The organism is Sphaerisporangium sp. NPDC005289, from assembly GCF_040607455.1.
Classification (GTDB): domain Bacteria; phylum Actinomycetota; class Actinomycetes; order Streptosporangiales; family Streptosporangiaceae; genus Sphaerisporangium; species Sphaerisporangium rhizosphaerae.
The window spans coordinates 1-18,751 of the sequence record NZ_JBEXGS010000029.1; the positions used below are offsets into that span (position 1 = coordinate 1).

Annotated in this window: 16 protein-coding genes and 1 pseudogene; 10 read left to right on the forward strand and 7 right to left on the reverse strand. The window is 70.7% G+C overall.

The window, feature by feature from the left end:
• Together ABZT47_RS34745 and ABZT47_RS34750 are read right to left on the reverse strand one after the other, a co-directional pair.
• A pseudogene (locus ABZT47_RS34745) lies at window positions 1–317 on the reverse strand (SGNH hydrolase); the annotation flags it as partial.
• 624 nt (window positions 318–941) lie between these two features.
• Entirely contained in the window at window positions 942–2,015 is a 1,074-nt protein-coding gene (locus ABZT47_RS34750) for a PLP-dependent cysteine synthase family protein (RefSeq protein WP_354851879.1), read from the reverse strand.
• 286 nt (window positions 2,016–2,301) lie between these two features.
• Here ABZT47_RS34750 and ABZT47_RS34755 point away from each other — a divergent pair, with 286 nt between their 5' ends.
• Both ABZT47_RS34755 and ABZT47_RS34760 read left to right on the forward strand, forming a co-directional pair.
• A complete protein-coding gene (locus tag ABZT47_RS34755) occupies window positions 2,302–2,898 on the forward strand; it encodes a sigma-70 family RNA polymerase sigma factor (protein WP_354851880.1) in 597 nt (198 codons plus the stop codon).
• 108 nt (window positions 2,899–3,006) lie between these two features.
• Window positions 3,007–3,390, forward strand: a complete 384-nt coding sequence (locus ABZT47_RS34760; protein WP_354851882.1) for a RidA family protein — start codon at window positions 3,007–3,009, stop codon at window positions 3,388–3,390.
• 101 nt (window positions 3,391–3,491) lie between these two features.
• On the opposite strand, the gene ABZT47_RS34765 is transcribed toward ABZT47_RS34760, so the two are convergent.
• The gene (locus ABZT47_RS34765) at window positions 3,492–4,328 is read right to left on the reverse strand and encodes a DMT family transporter (RefSeq protein ID WP_354851884.1); all 837 of its coding nucleotides are present in this window, start codon (window positions 4,326–4,328) and stop codon (window positions 3,492–3,494) included.
• An 84-nt stretch (window positions 4,329–4,412) separates the two neighbouring features.
• Between ABZT47_RS34765 and ABZT47_RS34770 the strand changes: the two genes are divergently transcribed.
• The 3 genes from ABZT47_RS34770 (at window position 4,413) to ABZT47_RS34780 (ending at window position 6,391) form a co-directional block, all read left to right on the forward strand.
• Window positions 4,413–4,994, forward strand: a complete 582-nt coding sequence (locus ABZT47_RS34770) for an XRE family transcriptional regulator (RefSeq protein WP_354851886.1) — start codon at window positions 4,413–4,415, stop codon at window positions 4,992–4,994.
• Between the two features lie 174 nt (window positions 4,995–5,168).
• Window positions 5,169–5,474: a hypothetical protein gene (locus ABZT47_RS34775; protein WP_354851888.1), complete on the forward strand. Its 306-nt coding sequence runs from the start codon at window positions 5,169–5,171 to the stop codon at window positions 5,472–5,474.
• A 152-nt stretch (window positions 5,475–5,626) separates the two neighbouring features.
• On the forward strand, window positions 5,627–6,391 hold the full coding sequence (locus ABZT47_RS34780; protein WP_354851890.1) for a polysaccharide deacetylase family protein: 765 nt from the start codon (window positions 5,627–5,629) through the stop codon (window positions 6,389–6,391).
• Between the two features lie 6 nt (window positions 6,392–6,397).
• On the opposite strand, the gene typA is transcribed toward ABZT47_RS34780, so the two are convergent.
• Window positions 6,398–8,251 (reverse strand): translational GTPase TypA, encoded by a 1,854-nt coding sequence (gene typA / locus ABZT47_RS34785; protein ID WP_354851892.1) that lies wholly within the window; start codon window positions 8,249–8,251, stop codon window positions 6,398–6,400.
• A 509-nt stretch (window positions 8,252–8,760) separates the two neighbouring features.
• On the opposite strand from typA, the gene ABZT47_RS34790 reads away from it, so the two are divergent.
• A complete protein-coding gene (locus tag ABZT47_RS34790) occupies window positions 8,761–9,516 on the forward strand; it encodes an alpha/beta fold hydrolase (RefSeq protein ID WP_354851894.1) in 756 nt (251 codons plus the stop codon).
• Window positions 9,513–10,640, forward strand: a complete 1,128-nt coding sequence (locus ABZT47_RS34795) for an acetate kinase (RefSeq protein ID WP_354851896.1) — start codon at window positions 9,513–9,515, stop codon at window positions 10,638–10,640. The genes ABZT47_RS34790 and ABZT47_RS34795 overlap by 4 nt, the downstream gene beginning before the upstream one ends.
• Window positions 10,641–10,852: 212 nt before the next feature.
• On the opposite strand, the gene ABZT47_RS34800 is transcribed toward ABZT47_RS34795, so the two are convergent.
• The gene (locus tag ABZT47_RS34800; RefSeq protein ID WP_354851898.1) at window positions 10,853–12,289 is read right to left on the reverse strand and encodes an aldehyde dehydrogenase; all 1,437 of its coding nucleotides are present in this window, start codon (window positions 12,287–12,289) and stop codon (window positions 10,853–10,855) included.
• Window positions 12,290–12,710: 421 nt separating this feature from the next.
• On the opposite strand from ABZT47_RS34800, the gene ABZT47_RS34805 reads away from it, so the two are divergent.
• Window positions 12,711–13,610, forward strand: a complete 900-nt coding sequence (locus ABZT47_RS34805; protein ID WP_354851899.1) for a hypothetical protein — start codon at window positions 12,711–12,713, stop codon at window positions 13,608–13,610.
• Window positions 13,611–13,856: 246 nt separating this feature from the next.
• Here ABZT47_RS34805 and ABZT47_RS34810 read toward each other — a convergent pair whose 3' ends face one another.
• Complete coding sequence (locus tag ABZT47_RS34810) at window positions 13,857–15,194, reverse strand: GH1 family beta-glucosidase (RefSeq protein WP_354851900.1); 1,338 nt, start codon at window positions 15,192–15,194, stop codon at window positions 13,857–13,859.
• 70 nt (window positions 15,195–15,264) lie between these two features.
• Between ABZT47_RS34810 and ABZT47_RS34815 the strand changes: the two genes are divergently transcribed.
• Together ABZT47_RS34815 and ABZT47_RS34820 are read left to right on the forward strand one after the other, a co-directional pair.
• The gene (locus ABZT47_RS34815; protein ID WP_354851902.1) at window positions 15,265–15,921 is read left to right on the forward strand and encodes a TetR family transcriptional regulator; all 657 of its coding nucleotides are present in this window, start codon (window positions 15,265–15,267) and stop codon (window positions 15,919–15,921) included.
• Window positions 15,922–16,011: 90 nt separating this feature from the next.
• Window positions 16,012–16,437, forward strand: a complete 426-nt coding sequence (locus ABZT47_RS34820; protein WP_354851903.1) for a MerR family transcriptional regulator — start codon at window positions 16,012–16,014, stop codon at window positions 16,435–16,437.
• 85 nt (window positions 16,438–16,522) lie between these two features.
• Here ABZT47_RS34820 and ABZT47_RS34825 read toward each other — a convergent pair whose 3' ends face one another.
• The gene (locus ABZT47_RS34825; RefSeq protein ID WP_354851905.1) at window positions 16,523–18,670 is read right to left on the reverse strand and encodes an ABC transporter ATP-binding protein; all 2,148 of its coding nucleotides are present in this window, start codon (window positions 18,668–18,670) and stop codon (window positions 16,523–16,525) included.
• Window positions 18,671–18,751 lie beyond the last annotated feature (81 nt).

The window sequence follows — 18,751 nt, forward strand, 5'->3', positions numbered from 1 at the left end:
CCGGTGATGTTGGCGTCGATCTGGTCGATGCGCCAGCCGGGGTGTCCCTCGTGGTCGTGGTCGCCGAGGTTGCCCGGCCCGTTGAACTGGGATCCAACGAAGTCGATCGTGTAGCGGCCGGAGGCCAGGCGCTGCCACAGCCCGATGCGGTATCCGCCGGGCACCTGAGTGCCCTCGGTGATCGAGTCACCCAGCGGCATCACCCGCACTCCGCCGTTGGACTCGGCGCTGGCGACGCCCATCCCGGTCGCCGTTCCCGTCGCCACCACGGCGACGGCCAGCAGCGCGGCGGTCAGCCATCGCTTCCATGCGTACATGCTTCGATCTCCCGACGTCAGCAGGTGAAGGTGGTTTGAGCCGGCAGGCCGTGCCGCCAGGGCGGTGGGTCGTGGTCGCCGCCGAGGCCCATGCCTCGGTAGAGGTGCCGGCCGATCGTCCGTCCGGCGCGGAACGGCCGTCGGGACCTCGGCGGTGCGACGGCCGATGGGTATGAGCCGAACTCAGGCGTTCTGGCCCAGGAGCACAAAGATCGCGAATGCGATGTTAGCGTTAACATCCGCTGGAGCGCGCCCCTTCTTCTCAGCCGGGGTGAGAGGTGTGGTGCGGCGGAGCCAATACGACGCGCCGGGGTCGCGTCAAGTGGCGGTGCCGCCGCCTCCACCCGCTGTGATGAGGCGTCATCGGGGCTTGCTGGCAATTGCCCGCGCGCGGCCGCACCGGCCGGGATGGACGGTGCTGAAAATTTCAGGCATGTGTCGGGCGCTGTCGCAGGCGGAGATCCTGCCCGCCAGCCCCGTGAGGACCCGCCGGCGAAGGTCGTCGAAACTCGCGGTGGCGCGGCATGGCGTCCGCGCCGCACCCGGCTTTCCACGCGGAAGAACGGCCGGGACTATCCGGTCGCGTCCGCGTGACCGGGCGACGTCCGTCGGTGGGCGGCCGGGTCAGTGGGTGAGGAAGGTCCGCAGGTCGGCGAGGGCGGGCTCGATGTCGACGCCGCGTTCGGCGAGCCAGTCGTCATCGTCGTAGGTGCACCGGTAGCGCTCGCCGCCGTCGCAGATGAGGGTGACCACGCTGCCCTGCTTGCCGTTCTCGCGCATGCTCCTGATGATCTGGACGGCGGCCGCCACGTTGGTCCCCGTGGACCCGCCGACGTGGCGGCCGGTGACCTCGCGGACCCACCGCATGGCGGCGATGGAGGTGGCGTCGGGCACCTGGATCATGCGGTCGATCACCGAGGGCAGGAACGACGGCTCGACGCGGGGCCGGCCGATGCCCTCGATCCCGGAGCCGGAGGCGATCATCCGGGAGTCGCCGGCGACCCAGGCCGGGTAGAAGGCCGACCCCTCCGGGTCGACCACGGCCAGGCGGGTGGCGTGGCGGCGGTAGCGGATGTAGCGGCCGATGGTGGCCGAGGTGCCGCCGGTGCCGGCGCCGACGACGATCCAGGACGGCTCCGGATGCCGTTCCAGGGACATCTGCTGGAAGATGCTCTCGGCGATGTTGTTGTTGCCCCGCCAGTCCGTGGCGCGCTCGGCGTAGGTGAACTGGTCCATGAAGTGGCCGCCGGTGTCCTGCGCCAGGCGGCGCGACTCCTCGTAGATGGCCCGGGCGTTGTCCACGAGTTGGCACTTGCCGCCGTAGAACTCGATCAGCGCGATCTTCTCGGGGGAGGTCGAGGCGGGCATCACCGCGATGAACGGCAGGCCGAGCATGCGGGAGAAGTACGCTTCGCTCACCGCCGTCGAGCCGCTGGAGGCCTCGATGACGGTGGTGTCCGGCCCGATCCAGCCGTTGGCGAGCCCGTACAGGAACAGCGAGCGGGCCAGACGGTGCTTGAGCGAGCCGGTCGGGTGGACCGACTCGTCCTTGAGGTACAGGTCGATGCCCCATTGCGGCGGAAGGGGGAACACGTGCAGGTGGGTGTCGCAGCTGCGGTTGGCGTCGGCCTCGACCGTACGGATCGCTTCGGCCACCCACGCCCGGACTTCCGGATCATGCCTATCCACGTACTTCATGGGCATACGTTAACTTGTGGTCCCTCTATGTGACCCTTACCACACTTTCCCGTGATTTGTCCGTTGTCTGTTACTATAATGAGACTTGTCCGGCCTGGAGGTGTGTCGACGCCACTCCGAGCCAGCTACCGATGAACCCCAGCTGACCTGCTTGGACCCCTAACGTCACCCTTACGAGTGAACCGCAAGCATGTGATCAGCCGTCGTACGGAGTAAAGCGGTTAGAGAGCCTGCATGGGTTCATGTCGGATGGGTAACGGGGGACAGCAGGCATGAGGGGGATGAGATGATCTCGATGACCGAACAGCAGCGTCAGGCATGGTTCGAGCGCGATGTCATGCCCGTGACGAGCCAGCTTTACGCGTCGGCCATGCGCCTCACCCGCAACACGGCCGATGCCGAGGATCTGGTGCAAGAGACCGTCGCCAAGGCCTACACCTCCTACCACCAGTTCCGGCCTGGCACGAACCTGCGGGCGTGGCTGCATCGCATCCTGACCAACAATTTCATCAACGACTACCGCAAGCAGCAGCGCTCTCCCAAGCTGTCCGCCGCCGAGGACATCGAGGACTGGCAGCTCGCCGCCGCCGAGTCGCACATGTCCACCGGTCTGCGCTCGGCGGAGACCGAGGCGCTCGAACTGCTGCCCGACAGTGTCGTGATGAACGCTTTGCGCTCGCTGCCGGACGACTTCAAGGTCGCGGTCTACCTGGCCGACATCGAGGGTTTCGCCTACAAGGAGATCGCCGAGCGCATGGGCACTCCGATCGGCACGGTCATGTCCCGGCTGCACCGCGGACGCCGCCAGCTCAGGACGATGCTGGAGGGCTACGCGCACGAGGAGGGTGCGCTGCGCGCGCCCGCCCAGTTCCAGGCGGCCTGATCCAGGGACGACGTCCGAAGGCCGGCACGGCGTCCGCCGAGGCGGCCTTCACGCGTTTCGCTCCGCCCCTGGTGGACGTACGCCTCGCCGTCTGCCTACGGTCTCGCCATGCAGACTCGCAGATTGATCTCAAGTGGTTCCACGTTCGAGCAGGCGGTCGGGTACTCGCGGGCGGTGGTCGACGGCGACTGGGTGCACGTCGCGGGGACGACGGGGTTCGACTACACGAGCATGACCATCGCCGAGGGCATCGTGGAGCAGGTCGAGCAGTGCATGAAGAACATCGGCGCCGCGCTCGAGGAGGCGGGATGCTCCTTCGCCGACGTGGTCCGCGTCCGGTACATGCTGCCCGACGCGGATGACTTCGAGCCGTGCTGGCCGGTGTTGCAGCGGTACTTCGGCGAGGTGCGGCCCGCCGCGACGATGTTCGTCTGCGGCCTGTCCGACCCGCGAATGCGCATCGAGATCGAGGTGACCGCCCACCGGGTCTGATACGACCGGGACCAGGCGCAAGGGGCGGGGTGGCCCTCGCCGGGCCGAGGCGCCGAGAGCGTGGCTTCCGTTACGCCGAGGCGATGAGGGCGTGGTGTTCGCTACGCCGAGGCGATGAGGGCCACCGCGCCGAGGGCCAGCCCGACCCCCGCGGCCTGCAGGGCGCTGAGCCGCTCTCCGAGCACGTACCTGGCGAGCAGGAGGGTGCTGGCCGGGTAGAGCGAGGCGAGCACCGCGACGACGGTCAGCAGGCCGCGCTGGACCGCCATCAGATACAGCACGTTGGCGAGCATGTCGAGGATCCCGGCGGTGACGATGGCCGGCAGGGCGCCCTTGCCGGGCCTGACCGTGCGCCCGCTCGCCAGGGCCAGCGCGCCGGCGGCGACCGCTGAGGCGAGGCGGGCGCCGAACAACGGCCACAGGCCGGCCTCGGCGGGCACCTGCTTGAGCAGGACGAAGAAGGCGCCGAACCCCAGGCCGGACACCAGGGCCTGGACGACCGGCGCCAGCGCGGCCCGGCTCCGGCCCGTCCCGGGCTCGCGGCTGACCAGCACCACGGCGGCCAGCGCCAGGGCGACCCCGCACAGGGCGGCCGCCTCGGGGCGTTCGCCCATCGCCAGACCGGCCAGGACCGGCAGCGCCGCCGAGGTGGTGGCGGTGGTCGGCGCCACGACCGACATGACCCCGGAGGCCAGGGCGCGGTAGAACAGGACCACGCCCACGCCGCCGCACAGTCCCGCTGCCATGCCCCACCCGAGCGCGGCCGGGCTCGGCGTCCCGGGCAGCAGCGGGAGCAGCGGAAGCACGAAGACCAGGCCGGTGAGCTGGGTGAGCATCACCACGGCCAGGACGCGGGAGCGTCTGGTGGCCAACCCGCCGAAGAAGTCCGCCGTCCCGTAGACCACGGCGCACATCGTCGCGAGCATCACCGCTGCCATGTCCGCTCACCCCCAATGAATTGCACTGTTAGTGCAATATATTGGGGTCAATGCGTTGTTCACAAATGCCACTAGACTGCACCTATGGCTGATCCGGGGACCGTCACGGCGGCGATCGCCAACAACGTCCGCGCTCAGCGCGCCCACCGCGGGCTCACCCTGGACGCGCTCGCCGCGCGGTCCGGCGTGAGCCGCGGGATGCTCGTCCAGATCGAGCAGTGCCGCACCAACCCCAGTGTGACCACGCTCACGCGCATCGCCGACGCCCTCGGGGTCACCGTGGCCCGCCTGGTCGAGGTGTCCGACACCCCGGTCGTCCGGGTGGTGGCCGCCGCCGACGCGGCCACCCTGTGGCGCAGCGACCAGGGCGGCTCGGCCCGCCTGCTGCTCGGCTCCGACGCCCCGGCCATCCTGGAGCTGTGGGACTGGACGCTGCAGCCGGGGGAGTTCCACGACGGGGACGCCCACCCGCCCGGCACGCGCGAGATGCTCACGGTGCTGTCGGGCGAGCTGACCCTGTCGGTGTACGGGAGCAGCCACGTGCTCAAGAAGGACGACGCCGTGCTCTTCAGCGCCGACCGTCCGCATCGTTACGCAAACGAGGGCGGCGAGGCGCTGCGCTTCGTCATGGTCGTCACCGAGCCGCGCGAGGCGCTCGACCGGTGACGACACCGCCGGTCACTCCGCCGGCCGCGGGGAGATCCGGCTTCTTGACCGGCCTCTGTCCACTCCAGTAGGTCACGTCTCGACCACGGGAGTGCAAAGGCGCGCCCATCGGGGGTACATCACCGGTGTGTGCTTATCGCTCTGGCCCGCTGTGGCCCTACTGGGGGTGGATGGGTGACTGAGGCCCGCGCGGCTCTGGCGAAGCTCCGGGTGGAGCTCGTCAGCCTGGGGGTGACCGACGCGTACGACGTATGCGATGACGCGATCCTGTCTGTCTGGATTGGCCTGGTAGTGACCTTCCGCGATGGTTTTTACCGTTGGCAGGAGGGTGTGGTGAAACGTCGCCATCTGGGTACGGATCCGGTGGGTTGCGCCATTCGCGTGGCGCGTCGTTACGCCGAGTTGCAGGCCGATGCTCCTCCCTGGTGGGACGAGCTGGCCAAGGCTCTGCGGGGGGAAGCGGCCGATCACTATCCGTGACCCCTGCCGCTGTACGGGGGGAGCGCGCGGTGGCATCGGTGCGGGTGGTTCTGCTGTGGCTGGCATGCTTGTTCGGGCTGGTCGTGGCCTTGCCTGGCTGCGGTCAGGTACGGGCGCCAGTTCGGGGAGGGTCGAAGGATGAGGTCATCCGGGTGCGGTCGTCCGCGCCGGTCAGGGCCGTTTCCGATCCGGCGCTGCTGGCCCTGCGGGTGATCGGCCAGCAGCCCGGCTGGCCGGGCACCCGGCCCGTCGTGGCGCCGGCCGAACGGTCCATCGCCTGCGCGCACGCCAAGTGCGTGGCGCTGACCTTCGACGACGGCCCCTTCGACTACACCGGCGCGGTGCTGGACGCCCTGGCCCGGCACAACGCCAGGGCGACGTTCTTCGTCGTCGGGCAGATGGTGACGCCGACGACCGCGCCCCTGCTGCGGCGGATGGTCGCGGAGGGCCACCAGCTCGGCAACCACTCGTGGGACCATCCCGCCCTCACGTCGCTGTCCCGCGACGGCCTGCGGGGGCAGCTCGACCGCACCCAGCAGGTGGTCAGGTCGATCACGGGGGTCACCATGCGGCTGATGCGCCCGCCGTACGGGTCGACCGACGGCAAGGTGGCCGAGGAGACCGGCAGGGCCGGCCTCGCGCAGATCCTGTGGGACCTGGACACCCTCGACTGGCGCGACCGTGACAGCGCCCTGGTGGCGCGGCGGGCCTCGGCCGCCCGGCCCGGCTCGGTGGTGCTGCTGCACGACATCCACCGGACCACGATGGAGGCGCTGCCCCACCTGCTGGCCGACCTCAGCGCCAAGGGGTACACCTTCGTGACGGTGTCGGAGCTGTACGGGGCGCGTGAGCTCGTGCCCGGCAAGCGCTACGCCGGCGAGACCGGCGAGCGCCAGGACCAGAGCACGAGCCCGTAGCCGTCGTCAGTTGCCGCGCTTGGCGCGGGCGGCCGAGCGGCCGCGGGTGGCCGCGTCCAGGACGACCTTGCGCAGGCGGACGTTTTCGGGAGTGATCTCCACGCACTCGTCCTCGCGGCAGAACTCCAGCGCCTGCTCCAGCGAGAGCACCCGCGGCGGGATGACCTTCTCGGTCTCCTCGCTGGTGGAGGAGCGCATGTTGGTGAGCTTCTTCTCCTTGGTGATGTTGACGTCCATGTCGTCGGAGCGGGAGTTCTCCCCGACGATCATGCCCTCGTAGACCTCGGTGGTCGGCGAGACGAACAGCGTGCCGCGCTCCTGGAGGTTGAGCATGGCGAACGCGGTGACGGCGCCGGCGCGGTCGGCCACCAGCGAGCCGTTGTTGCGGGTGCGCAGCTCGCCGAACCACGGCTCGTAGGCCTCGAAGACGTGGTGCACCAGGCCGGTGCCGCGCGTCTCGGTGAGGAACTCGGTGCGGAAGCCGATCAGGCCGCGGGCCGGGACCACGAACTCCATGCGGATCCAGCCGGTGCCGTGGTTGGTCATGTGCTCCATGCGGCCCTTGCGGACGGCGAGGAGCTGGGTGATCGCGCCGAGGTACTCCTCGGGGGCGTCCACGGTGAGCCGCTCGACCGGCTCGTGCACCTTGCCGTCGACCGTCTTGGTGACGACCTGCGGCTTGCCGACGGTCAGCTCGTAGCCCTCGCGGCGCATCTGCTCGACCAGGATGGCCAGGGCCAGCTCGCCGCGGCCCTGGACCTCCCAGGCGTCGGGCCGGTCGGTGGGCAGCACGCGCAGCGACACGTTGCCGACCAGCTCCTTCTCCAGGCGGTCCTTCACCATGCGGGCGGTGACCTTGGAGCCCTTGACCTTGCCGACCAGCGGGCTGGTGTTGGTGCCGATCGTCATCGAGATGGCGGGCTCGTCGACGGTGATCAGCGGCAGCGGGCGCGGGTCATCGGGGTCGGCCAGCGTCTCGCCGATCATGATGTCCGGGATGCCGGCGATGGCGATGATGTCGCCGGGGCCGGCCTGCTCGGCGGGCTTGCGCTCGAGGGCGTCGGTCATCAGCAGTTCGCTGATCTTGACCCGCTGGATGGTGCCGTCGGTGCGGCACCAGGCGACCTGCTGGCCCTTCTTGATCGTGCCCTGGTGGACGCGGCACAACGCGATGCGGCCCAGGTAGCTGGAGGCGTCGAGGTTGGTGACGTGCGCCTGCAGCGGCGCGGAGGGGTCGTACACCGGCGCCGGGATGGTGTTGGTGATCGTCTTGAAGAGCGGCTCGAGATCCTCGGAGTCGGGCATGCCGCCGTTGTCGGGACGGTTGAGGCTGGCCCGGCCGGCCTTGGCCGAGGCGTAGACGATCGGGAAGTCGATCTGCTCCTCGGTGGCGTCGAGGTCGATGAACAGCTCGTACACCTCGTCGACGACCTCGGCGATGCGGGCGTCGGGGCGGTCGACCTTGTTGATGCACAGGATGACCGGCATCTTGGCGCCGAGCGCCTTGCGCAGGACGAAGCGCGTCTGCGGCAGCGGTCCCTCGGAGGCGTCGACCAGCAGGACGACGCCGTCGACCATCGACAGGCCGCGCTCGACCTCGCCGCCGAAGTCGGCGTGGCCGGGGGTGTCGATGATGTTGAGGGTCATGCCGCCGTGCTTGACCGCGGTGTTCTTGGCGAGAATGGTGATGCCCTTCTCGCGCTCCAGGTCGTTGGAGTCCATGACCCGCTCGTCGACATCCTGGTTGGCGCGGAACGCCCCGGACTGCCACAGCATGGCGTCCACGAGCGTGGTCTTGCCGTGGTCGACGTGCGCGATGATCGCGATGTTCCGCAGGTCGTCGCGGCTGTTCAAAGGCATGATGGAGTCTCGCTCTGGGTCGTGGAGGCCGGCCGCGGACACTGCGGCCTCCACCATTTTAGTTGATCGGGGTTACCACCACGTGCCGCGCCCGCGCAAAGCAAACATTTCTGGCAATGTTCACAAATTCGTGATGCGGTCGTCCACTAGCGCCCGACCAGCGGAGACGACCCGCCGGCCCGTCCGCCGGACCGCCGCCGGCGGGCCGCGCGAGCGGCTCCGGGACTAACAACGGCTCGCCCGGGAAGACATGCCAGCATGGTGGACGAAGGACTCATGCGACCGGCCGCCTCCGTGCACCGGGTCACCGACTCGGCGGTGGACCTTCTGACATGCAGGCGGCGCAAGGGCGAACGGTGCCGCATCGCCGTCTGGGGCCTGGTCATGGGCGCGTTCGTGGTCGCCTGCGTCACGCCGGTGGCCGCCAAGGCACAGGCGCTCGGGGCGCAGGCCCCCACGGCATGGGCCTCCTCCACCTGCGCGCCGGGCGTTCCCCATAAGCTTTTTCCATGCCCCTTGCCGCAGCATTCCCCGCGACGCTGATGACCAAGGACGGCGTACGGATCGACGCCGCGCACACCCCCTCCCGGGGCGACGCCGATCTCGGCATCGTCCTTGCCCACGGGTTCACCGGTTCCTGGCGAGAGAGCGCGACACGGCGCATCGCGCACGTGCTGAGCGGCTACGGCGGGGTGGTGGCCTTCGACTTCCGCGGCCACGGCAGGTCGGGCGGCCGCTCCACGGTCGGTGACGTGGAGGTGCTCGACCTGGACGCGGCGGTGGCGCACGCCCGCTCCATCGGATACACGCGGGTCGCGTCCGTCGGCTTCTCGATGGGCGCCGCGATCGCCGTCCGGCACGCCGCCCTGCACAGAGGCACCGACGCGGTGGTGGCCGTGAGCGGTCCCGCCCGCTGGTACTACCGCGGCACCCGCCCCATGCGGCAGGTCCACTGGGCCATCGAGCGGCCCTCCGGACGGCTGGCCGCCCGGGTGGCCAAGCGCACGCGCATCCAGTCCGGCACGTGGGACCCGGTGCCGCTCGCGCCGCACGAGGCGGTCGGGCGCATCGCGCCCACGCCGCTGCTGATCGTGCACGGCGACGCCGACGCCTTCTTCCCGCTGGAGCACGCCCACCAGCTCTTCGACGCGGCGCGCGAGCCGAAGGAGCTGTGGATCGAGCCGGGGTACGGCCACGCCGAGTCCGCCGCCACCCCCGGCCTCATCAGGCGCATCGGATCGTGGATCACGGAGGTGCCGCGGTGATCCTGGTGATCAATTCCGGGTCGTCCTCGGTGAAGTACGAGCTCATCGACGTGGAGGGCCCCACCCGTCACCAGGCGGGCAAGATCGAGCGCATCGGCGAGCCGGGGTCGCCGTACCCCGACCACGCGGCCGCGCTGGAGAAGGTCGCCGAGGAGGTCGCCCCGCACGCGGGCGGGCTCACCGCCGTCGGCCACCGCGTGGTCCACGGCGGGGCCGCCTTCACCGGTCCCGTCCTGATCGACGACGACGTCGTCAAGCAGATCGAGGAGGCCGTGCCGCTGGCCCCGCTGCACAACCCGTCGAACCTGGCGGGCATCGAGGTCATGCGCCGGCTCCACCCCGGCCTGCCGCAGGTGGCCGTCTTCGACACCGCCTTCCACAGCACGCTCCCCCCGGCCGCCCGCACCTACGCCATCGACCGCGAGGTCGCCGAGCGGGCCGGCGTGCGGCGCTACGGGTTCCACGGCACCTCCACGGCCTACGTCTCCCGTGTGGCCGCCGAGATGGTCGGCAAGCCCGACATGGCCAACGTCATCGTGCTGCACCTCGGCAACGGCGCGAGCGCCTCGGCGGTGTCGGCGGGCCGCTGCGTCGACACCTCCATGGGCATGACCCCGCTGGAGGGGCTGGTCATGGGCACCCGCTCCGGCGACGTGGACCCCGGGGTGATCTTCCACCTGATCCGGGGCGGCATGACGCCGGACGAAGTTGAGGAGATGCTCGTCCACCGCAGCGGGCTGTACGGCCTGTGCGGCGACAACGACATGCGGACGGTCCTCGACCGGGTCGCCGCGGGCGACGACGAGGCCGCGCTGGCCTACAACGTGTACTGCCACCGGCTGCGCAAGTACATCGGCGCCTACACCGCGGTGCTCGGCCGGGTGGACGTCATCGTGTTCACCGGCGGGGTCGGCGAGAACTCCGCCCCGGTGCGGCGCAAGGTGCTCTCGGGCCTCGCGCCGATGGGCATCCGCCTCGATCCGACGCGCAACTCCTCGGTGCGCGGCGCCCGGCTGGTCTCCGCCGACGACTCGGCCGTGGCGGTCGCCGTCGTGCCGACCGACGAGGAACTGGAGATCGCCATCGAGACCGCCGCCGTAGTGGCGCGAACCAATTCGGAATAAATGTCGTCTACCTCCTCAGGAGGTATGAGGTCCACCAGGGGACAGCCTTTACCCGGGCAGTACCTCTGACGGGGGCGACCTCGGACATCCTTGTAATGCGGGGCCGTCGCCCAGCGACGCGGGGGCGCGCTGGGCGGCGGTTGCGCACGACGTCGGCCGTGGTGGGCAGGACATCGGCCGTGGTGGCACGACGTCGGCCGTGGTGGACGGCCTCAGCCCAGGCGGGCGATCGACTTGTACTCCAGGTATCCGGCCAGGCCCTCGGGGCCGAGCTCGCGGCCGACGCCGCTGGCCTTGAACCCGCCGAACGGCGTGGACGGCTCCATGGTGTTCATCATGTTGACGCCGTAGGTGCCGGCGCGGACCCGGCGGGCGACGTCCATGCCGTGGTCGGCGTCGGCGGTCCACACCGTGCCCGACAGCCCGTACTCGCTGTCGTTGGCGATGCGGACGGCGTCCTCCTCGTCCTGGTACTCGATCACCGAGAGCACCGGGCCGAAGATCTCCTCGCGGGCGATGCGCATGTCGTTCGAGACGCCCGCGAAGACGGTCGGCGCGACGTACCAGCCGCGGTCGCGGGGCCGGTCCAGGCCGCCGAGCACCGGCTTGGCGCCCTCCTCGATGCCGATCTTGATGTAGCCCTCGACGCGCTCCTGCTGGCGCTTGGCGACCATCGGGCCGATGCCGGTGGCCGGGTCGGCGGGGTCGCCGACCGCCTGCCCGGCGACCATGTCGGCGATCGCCTGGACCACCTCGTCGTAGCGGGAGGCGGAGGCGAGGATGCGGGTCTGCGCCACGCAGGCCTGGCCGTTGTTCATCAGCGAGGCGATGGACAGGAACCCCATGGCGGAGGGCAGGTCGCAGTCGTCCAGGATGATCGCCGCCGACTTGCCGCCCAGCTCCAGGCTGCAGCGCTTCAGCTGCTCGCCGCAGATGCCGCCGATGCGCCGGCCGGCGGCGGTGGACCCGGTGAAGGCCACCTTGTCGACGCCCGGGTGCGAGACCAGGTGCTCGCCGGCCTCGCGCCCTGCGGCCACGATGTTGACCACGCCCTCGGGAATGCCGGACTCCTTGACCATTTCGGCCAGGAGGTAGGAGTCGAGCGGGGTCTCGGGGGCGGGCTTGACGACGACCGTGCAGCCGGCGAGGAGGGCGGGGGCCAGCTTGGTCATGATGACGAACTGCGGGACGTTCCACGGCACCACGGCGGCGACGACGCCGACCGGCTCGCGCCGGACGGTCACCGGGCCGAACAAGCCGGGACGTTCCTCCTCGATCGCGAAGCTCTTGCCGAGCTCGCTGTAGTACTGGAGCATGCCGAGCGGCTGCGGGGCCTGGGCGAGCTGGGAGAAGGTGATGGGCGAGCCCATCTCCAGGGTGATCAGCTCGGCCATCTCGGCCTGCCGGGCGGCGTACAGCCCGGCGAGCCTGCCGATCACCTCGGCGCGCTCGGCCATGGACATCCGCGGCCACGGCCCGTGGTCGAAGGCCTGGCGGGCGGCGGCCACGGCGCGGTCCATGTCGGCGGGGGCGCCGTCGGGCACCCGGCCGACGACCTCCTCGGTGTGCGGGGAGACGACGTCGATCGTCGCGGTGCCCGAGGGAGCCACCCAGTCGCCCCCGATGAACAGACGGTCGTGCTGGAGCATGAGACTTGCCTCCTGGTCGGGCGGGGCCTGGTCCGGTCTGACCGGACGCCCGCTGGACGATCATGCCGCGAGGGCGCCCACGGGCGGTCCGCGGTGTCCGGTGGATACGACAGAACCATGTTCTACACAACTCGACAAGAGCCGGGGAGCGGAAGGCCCGGCGCGGCGCCCCTCGCCGGCATCGCCCGGGCCGGTCCGCCGGCCGGCGCGGGCCGTGGTCACCGGCAGTGGGCGCGGTGGGCATCGTGAGGTGCCGCCGGTCGTCGGCGTGTGACCCGGGGCCCAATTACCGGGATTCCCGCACCCTGCGTAGTCGCGAAGTGGTAGATACTTCGCCAATGGTGTATAGGTTCCTCCGATCGTGTGACAGGCCCGAAGATCGGCTTCTATAGTTTCGGGGCGTCGGGAATGGGGAGGGCTGATGCGATCAGGCCGTGCGGTCGCGCTGGCGGCCGTCCTCCTGGGCCTGTTCACCGCGCTGGTGATCCCGCCCGCCGATGCCAAGCCCACCCCGCAGTCCCAGCTCGACAAGCTGACCAAGCAGGCCGCCGATCTGCAGAAGGCCTACCGCGGTGAGATCCAGAGCCTGCAGGACACCCGCGACGCGGTGCGGAAGGCCGGGCAGCGGGTCAAGAAGCTCCGCGGCGACCTGGTCGACGCCGAGCGCCGGATGGGGCAGTTCTTCGCCACCTCCTACATGGCAGGCTCGGTCGACGGCCCGCAGGTCATCAACTACACCGGCGACCCCGACGCGATCCTCGGGCAGGCCGCCACCGTCACCTACCTGGCCGAGGAGAAGAACCAGCGGCTGAACCGCATCTCCGGACTGATCAAGGAGTCCAAGGATGCCAAGAAGCAGGCCGACGGCAAGATCGGCGACCTGAAGAAGGAGATCGCCCGGCTGGAGGACAAGAAGGCCGACGTCGAGCGGCTGCTCAAGAAGTTCGGCTTCCAGACCCCCGACGCCGGCAGCGGCCTGACCTCGCGCATGGTGAGCATCCGCAACGTCATCATGCAGAACTTCCCGATGCCGTTCGGCGTCGGATGCCTGCGCGCGGGCGACCCCGGCGAGCACGGCAAGGGCCGCGCCTGCGACTTCATGATGAGCACCGGCGGCCGCATGCCCGACGCCGCCTCCAAGGCGCGCGGCGACGCCCTGGCCCAGTGGTGCATCGAGAACGGCCGCCAGATCGGGATCATGTACATCATCTGGCAGCAGCGCTACTACGACATCCGCACCGGAGCCGGCTGGCGCATGATGTCCGACCGCGGCGGCATCACCGCCAACCACTACGACCACGTCCACGTCTCGGTCTTCTAGGGCGCTGTCCACGAACGTTCACCGGCTCGGGCGCCGTGGCAGGCGTCGGCATCGCCGTACCACGACCCGCCGACCCGGCGCCGATCACTGCGGCACGTGGCCGGGGGTGGAGATCTGCGCCCGGTGAACGTATGTGGTCACCGCACTGACCCCGACGGCTCGCCTGCCGTACCCCGCTCCGGGCGTCTCGCGTGCTCCGGTGTTCTCCAGACGGGGGTGTCCTGTCGCGGCGTCCGGTGGAGAGCTCTAGGCCGGCGTCCCGTGGTGGTGTTCGGCGGCGAGGCGGTTCTTGAGCCAGTGGTAGGACGCCTTCGGCGTGCGCTTCTGGGTGGCGAAGTCGACGTGGACCAGGCCGAACCTCTGGTTGTACCCCTCGGCCCACTCGAAGTTGTCCAGGAGCGACCAGACGTAGTACCCCCGCACGTCCACCCCCTCGGCCATGGCCGCGCGCAGCGCCGCGATGTGGCCGTCCAGGTAGGCGATGCGCGCCTGGTCGTCCACCACGCCGTCCGGGCCGGGCTCGTCGGTCTGCGAGCACCCGTTCTCGGTCACGTACACCGGCGGCAGCGCGTCGCCGTAGCGGGCCCGCAGGCCCGTGAGCAGCTCGCGCAGCCCGTCCGGGACGACCGGCCAGCCGAAGGCGGTCGTCGGGTGGCCGGTGACGCCCGCGTCCACGAACGGCAGCCCACCGGTGTCCGCCCCGGGGACGGGGGCGGCCACGCGGGTCGGGTTGTAGTAGTTGACCCCGAGGCCGTCCAGCGGCTGGGCGATGACCTCGAGGTCGCCGTCGCGGACGGCGTCGAGCGCGGGCACGCCGAAGGCCGACAGGTCCGGGTAGGAGCCGAGGAGCACCGGGTCGTTGAACAGCCTGTTGTGCAGGGTGTCGTAGGCGTCGGCGGCGCGCGCGTCCCGCTCCGCGTCCGAGGCGGCCCAGACCGGCGTGCAGTTGTTGGTGACCAGCACCCGTCCGGCGCCGTTCGCGCGCAGCGCCTGGGTGGCCAGGCCGTGCCCGAGGAGCTGGTGGTGGGCGGCGGGCAGCGCGTCCAGGAACAGCGCCCGGCCTGGCGCATGTGTGCCCAGGGCGTAGCCGAAGACCATGTGGATGAACGGCTCGTTGAGGGTGATCCAGATGGGCACCCGGTCGGCGAGGCGGGCGGAGACGGTGTGGGCGTAGTCGGCCAGGCGGTGGGCGGTGTCGCGGTTCAGCCAGCCGCCCCGGTCCTCCAGGGCCTGCGGCAGGTCCCAGTGGAAAAGCGTGGCCGCCGGGGTGACGCCCTGGGCGCAGAGCCCGTCGACGAGGCGGTCGTAGAAGTCGAGGCCGGCCTGGTTGACCTCCCGGTCACCGCGCGGGTGGATTCTCGGCCACGATATGGAGAAGCGGTAGGAGTTCACCCCCAGATCCGCCATGAGCGTGACATCCTCTGACCAGCGGTGGTAATGATCGCAGGCGACGTCTCCGGTGTGGCCATCGCGCACGTTGCCGGATTCATGGGCGAAGGTGTCCCAGATGGACGTTCCCCGGCCGTCCTCCGCGGCGGCGCCCTCGATCTGGTAGGAGGCGGTCGCGGTACCCCAAAGGAACATGGTGACCTCCAGCAATATGAGTGATTCTCATGTTAAGCGCAGCAACCGGTTTCGGGAGGATGATGGGGAGATGATGAACGTCTCCGCAGGGACGCTTCGCCGCCGTCCCGCCCAGCGCCGCAGCCTCGAGCGGGTCGAGCGGATGCTGGACGAGTGCGCGCGACTGCTGGACGAGGTGGGCTACGACGGGCTGACCACCAAGGAGGTCGCCCGCAGAGCGGGAGTGCCCATCGGCACCTTCTACCAGTTCTTCCCCGACAAGCAAGGGCTCGTGCGGGCGCTGGCGCTGCGCAACCTCGACGGCTTCCTCGACCGGTTGACCATCCGGCTCGGCTCCGCCGAGATCACCGACTGGACCGACGCGGTCCACCTGGCCGTGGACGAGTTCGTCGCGATGAAGCGCACCACCCCCGGGTTCGCCATCGTCGACTTCGGCGAGATCCTGTTCTCCCCGGGCGGGCCGGCGCTCAAGGGCACCAACCGCCTGCTGGACGCGGCGCTGGAGAACAACGTCATCGTGGCCGACCGGCTTAGGGCGCTCACCATCGACCTGCTCGGCGCGCCCCGCGGGCCGGGTCTCGACCGCGCCCTCGTGGTGGCCGTCGAGGCGGCCGACGCCGTGCTCAAGCTCGCCTTCCGCCTGCACCCCGACGGCGACCCCGACCTGATCGCCGAGTGCAAGAACCTCGTCCGCCGCTACCTGGCCGACCACCTGCCCGAACGCTGAGGCCGCCGGCCGGGCGGGGCCGCCGTACGGGAGAGGGCGGCGCCACCGGAGGCTTGACCAGGAGCCCACTCCAGGTGGCATTCTCGGCGGGTGAGCATCTACACACCGGGACAGGTCGCGGAGGAGACCGGCTTCAGCCTCGACACCCTCCGCTACTACGAGCGCATCGGCCTGCTCGAGCCGATCGAGCGCAACTCCGCCGGGCAGAGGCGGTTCAGCGAGGAGGACGTCGGCTGGCTCGGCATGGTGCGGTGCCTGCGCGACACCGGGATGCCCATCGCCGAGATGCTGCGGTTCACCGCGCTCGTGCGGGGCGGGCGGCAGACCATCGGCGAGCGCATCACCCTGCTCGAGGCCCACGACCGGGAGGTGGAGGAGCAGATCTCCCGGCTCAGGGAGCGGCAGGCCGCCATCCAGCGCAAGATCCACCACTACCGCGACCTCCTCACCGAGCAGGCCGACCCGGCCCCCTGCGCCCACCCCGCCGCCCCCGGCGACCACGCCGCCTCCAACTGACCGGGCACACCCGCTCCCGGTCACCTCGGCAGGCGGCCGCGGCCGCCGGCTGGCGTCGTGGCGTCATCCGTCAGGTCGTGCGCGGTCAGACGGCGTTGGTGGGGGCTTGGCGGTCGTCGTGGGCGCGGCCGTAGGCGCTGGCCTGCAGGGTGTAGAGGTCGGCGTAGATGCCGTCGAGGGCCATCAGGTCTTCGTGGGTGCCCTGTTCGGCGACCTTGCCGTGGTCGAGCACGTAGATGCGGTCGGCGTACCGCACGCTCGCCAGGCGGTGGGTGATCAGCAGGACGGTGCGGCCGTCGGCGTGCCCGCGCATGCGCTCGAACAGCGCGTGCTCGGCGCGGGCGTCCAGGGCGGCCGTCGGCTCGTCGCAGATCAGCAGCGGGGCGTCGCGGTGGAAGCCGCGCGCCACCGCGATGCGCTGCCACTGGCCGCCGGACGGCTCGTGCCCGTCCTTGAAGCGCCGGTCGAGCAGCGTGCGGTAGCCGTGCGGCAGCTCGGCGATCACCTGGTCGGCGCCCGCGACCTCGGCGGAGGCGCGCAGGGCCGGCTCGCCCCTCTCAAGGCCCATGCCGATGTTGTCCCGCGCCGTGAGCGGCCAGCGGGTGTGGTCCTGGGCGATCACCGCGATGTTGCGCCGGAGCTCGTCCGGATCGACCTGGGCGATGTCCACGTCGTCCCACAGGACCCGCCCTTCGGCCGGGTCGTACAGACCCGCGATGATCTTGGCCAGCGTGGTCTTGCCCGAGCCGTTCTCGCCCACGAGCGCGACCACCTCGCCCCGGTCGATGTGCACCGAGACGTGGTCGAGCGCGGGCTCCTCCTTGCCCGGATAGTTGAAGGTGACGTCGTCCACGGCGATGCGGTCGAACGAACCTGGCGCGTGGCGCTCGCGCGGCGGCTCCGTGCGCCGGCCGGCCTGTTCGCAGAAGTCGAGGAAGTCGGTGAAGTACAGGCCCTCCTCGTACAGCCGGTTGGTGGCGTACATGAGGTTGGAGAGCGAGCTCTGGCCGGAGCGGATGGCGAGCACGGCCGTGCCGGCCACGGCCAGCGGCACGGCGCCGATGGCGAGCAGAACGCCCAGCGCCACGTAGACCAGGGCGGTGCCGGCGCCGCCCAGGGCCTCGCCGATGACGCGCGCCACCGCCTGGCGCCGGGCCATGCGCAGTATGGCGTCCTGCTCGGCCCCGGCGACCGCGTCGTACAGGCGGGTGAGGAACCGCCGCATGGTGAACGAGCGCACCTCGGCCGCCGTCGGCCGGGCCGCCATGAGGTCGCTGAGGATCCATTTGCGGCGTCGGACCGGGATCAGGGTGTACATCGTCGTGTAGCGCATGCGGGCCGCGCGGACGGCCGCCCAGGCGTCGGGCAGGACGGCCAGCAGGAGCAGGGGCAGCAGCACCGGGTGGAGGATGCCGAGCACGCCCGCGGCGGCGGCGATGCCGATGACGCCGGTGAGCAGGTCGATGGCGGAGTTCACCACGCTGTCCACCATGGACACGCCGCGCTGGCGGGCGCGTTCGAGGGCGTCGTGGAAGTCGGGGTCGTCGTAACGGATGAGGTCGACGCGGCTGGTCAGCTCGTAGAGCTTCCGCTCGGCGATGCGCTCGACCTGCGGTTCGAGCCGGGCCTGCGCCCAGCCGGCCCCGGCCTGCAGGGCGGTGCGCAGCGTCGCGGCGGCCCCGACCAGCAGCAGGCTCGGCACCGCGGCCCTGACCCGCTCGGGCGTCGGCCCCGCGGTGAACAGTGCCTGGAGCACGCCGGTGGTGGCGAGCAGGCCGAAGGCGGTGAACACCCCGCCCAGCACGCTCAGCGCGATGGTGGCCGCCGTGTCGCGGCGGCTGGCCTGCCAGGCCAGGCGGACGGCGTGGCGGATGAGGGCGGGCAGCCGTCGGGCCACGGTGAGGAACCCGACGCCGGTCATCTTGTCGGCGTGGGCGTACCAATCGCCGAGGGTGACCTCGCCGAGCTCGATCGACGCGTCGCCGGGAGCGAGGGCATCGGCCTGGTGCGGTGCTTCGTCGAAAGCCGGGCGATCGGCCTGGTGCGATGCGTCGTCGAAAGCCGGGACGTCGGCCTCGTGCGGGGCGCTCGCGGACGGGGACGGGGCGCTCGCGGACGGGGAGGCGTCGGGGGGAGCGGTGACAGGGGCGGGGGTGTCGTGGGCGGGCTGGGGCGGGGCGCTCTTCGGCGTGGAGCCGTCCGGAGCGGATGGTTCCTGAGGAAGGTCGGCCATGCTCGCAGTGTGACCGCCGCCACCGACAAATTAAAGCGGCGGTGGTAAAGCATCACTTTTAAGTTGAAAGCGCAATTATTG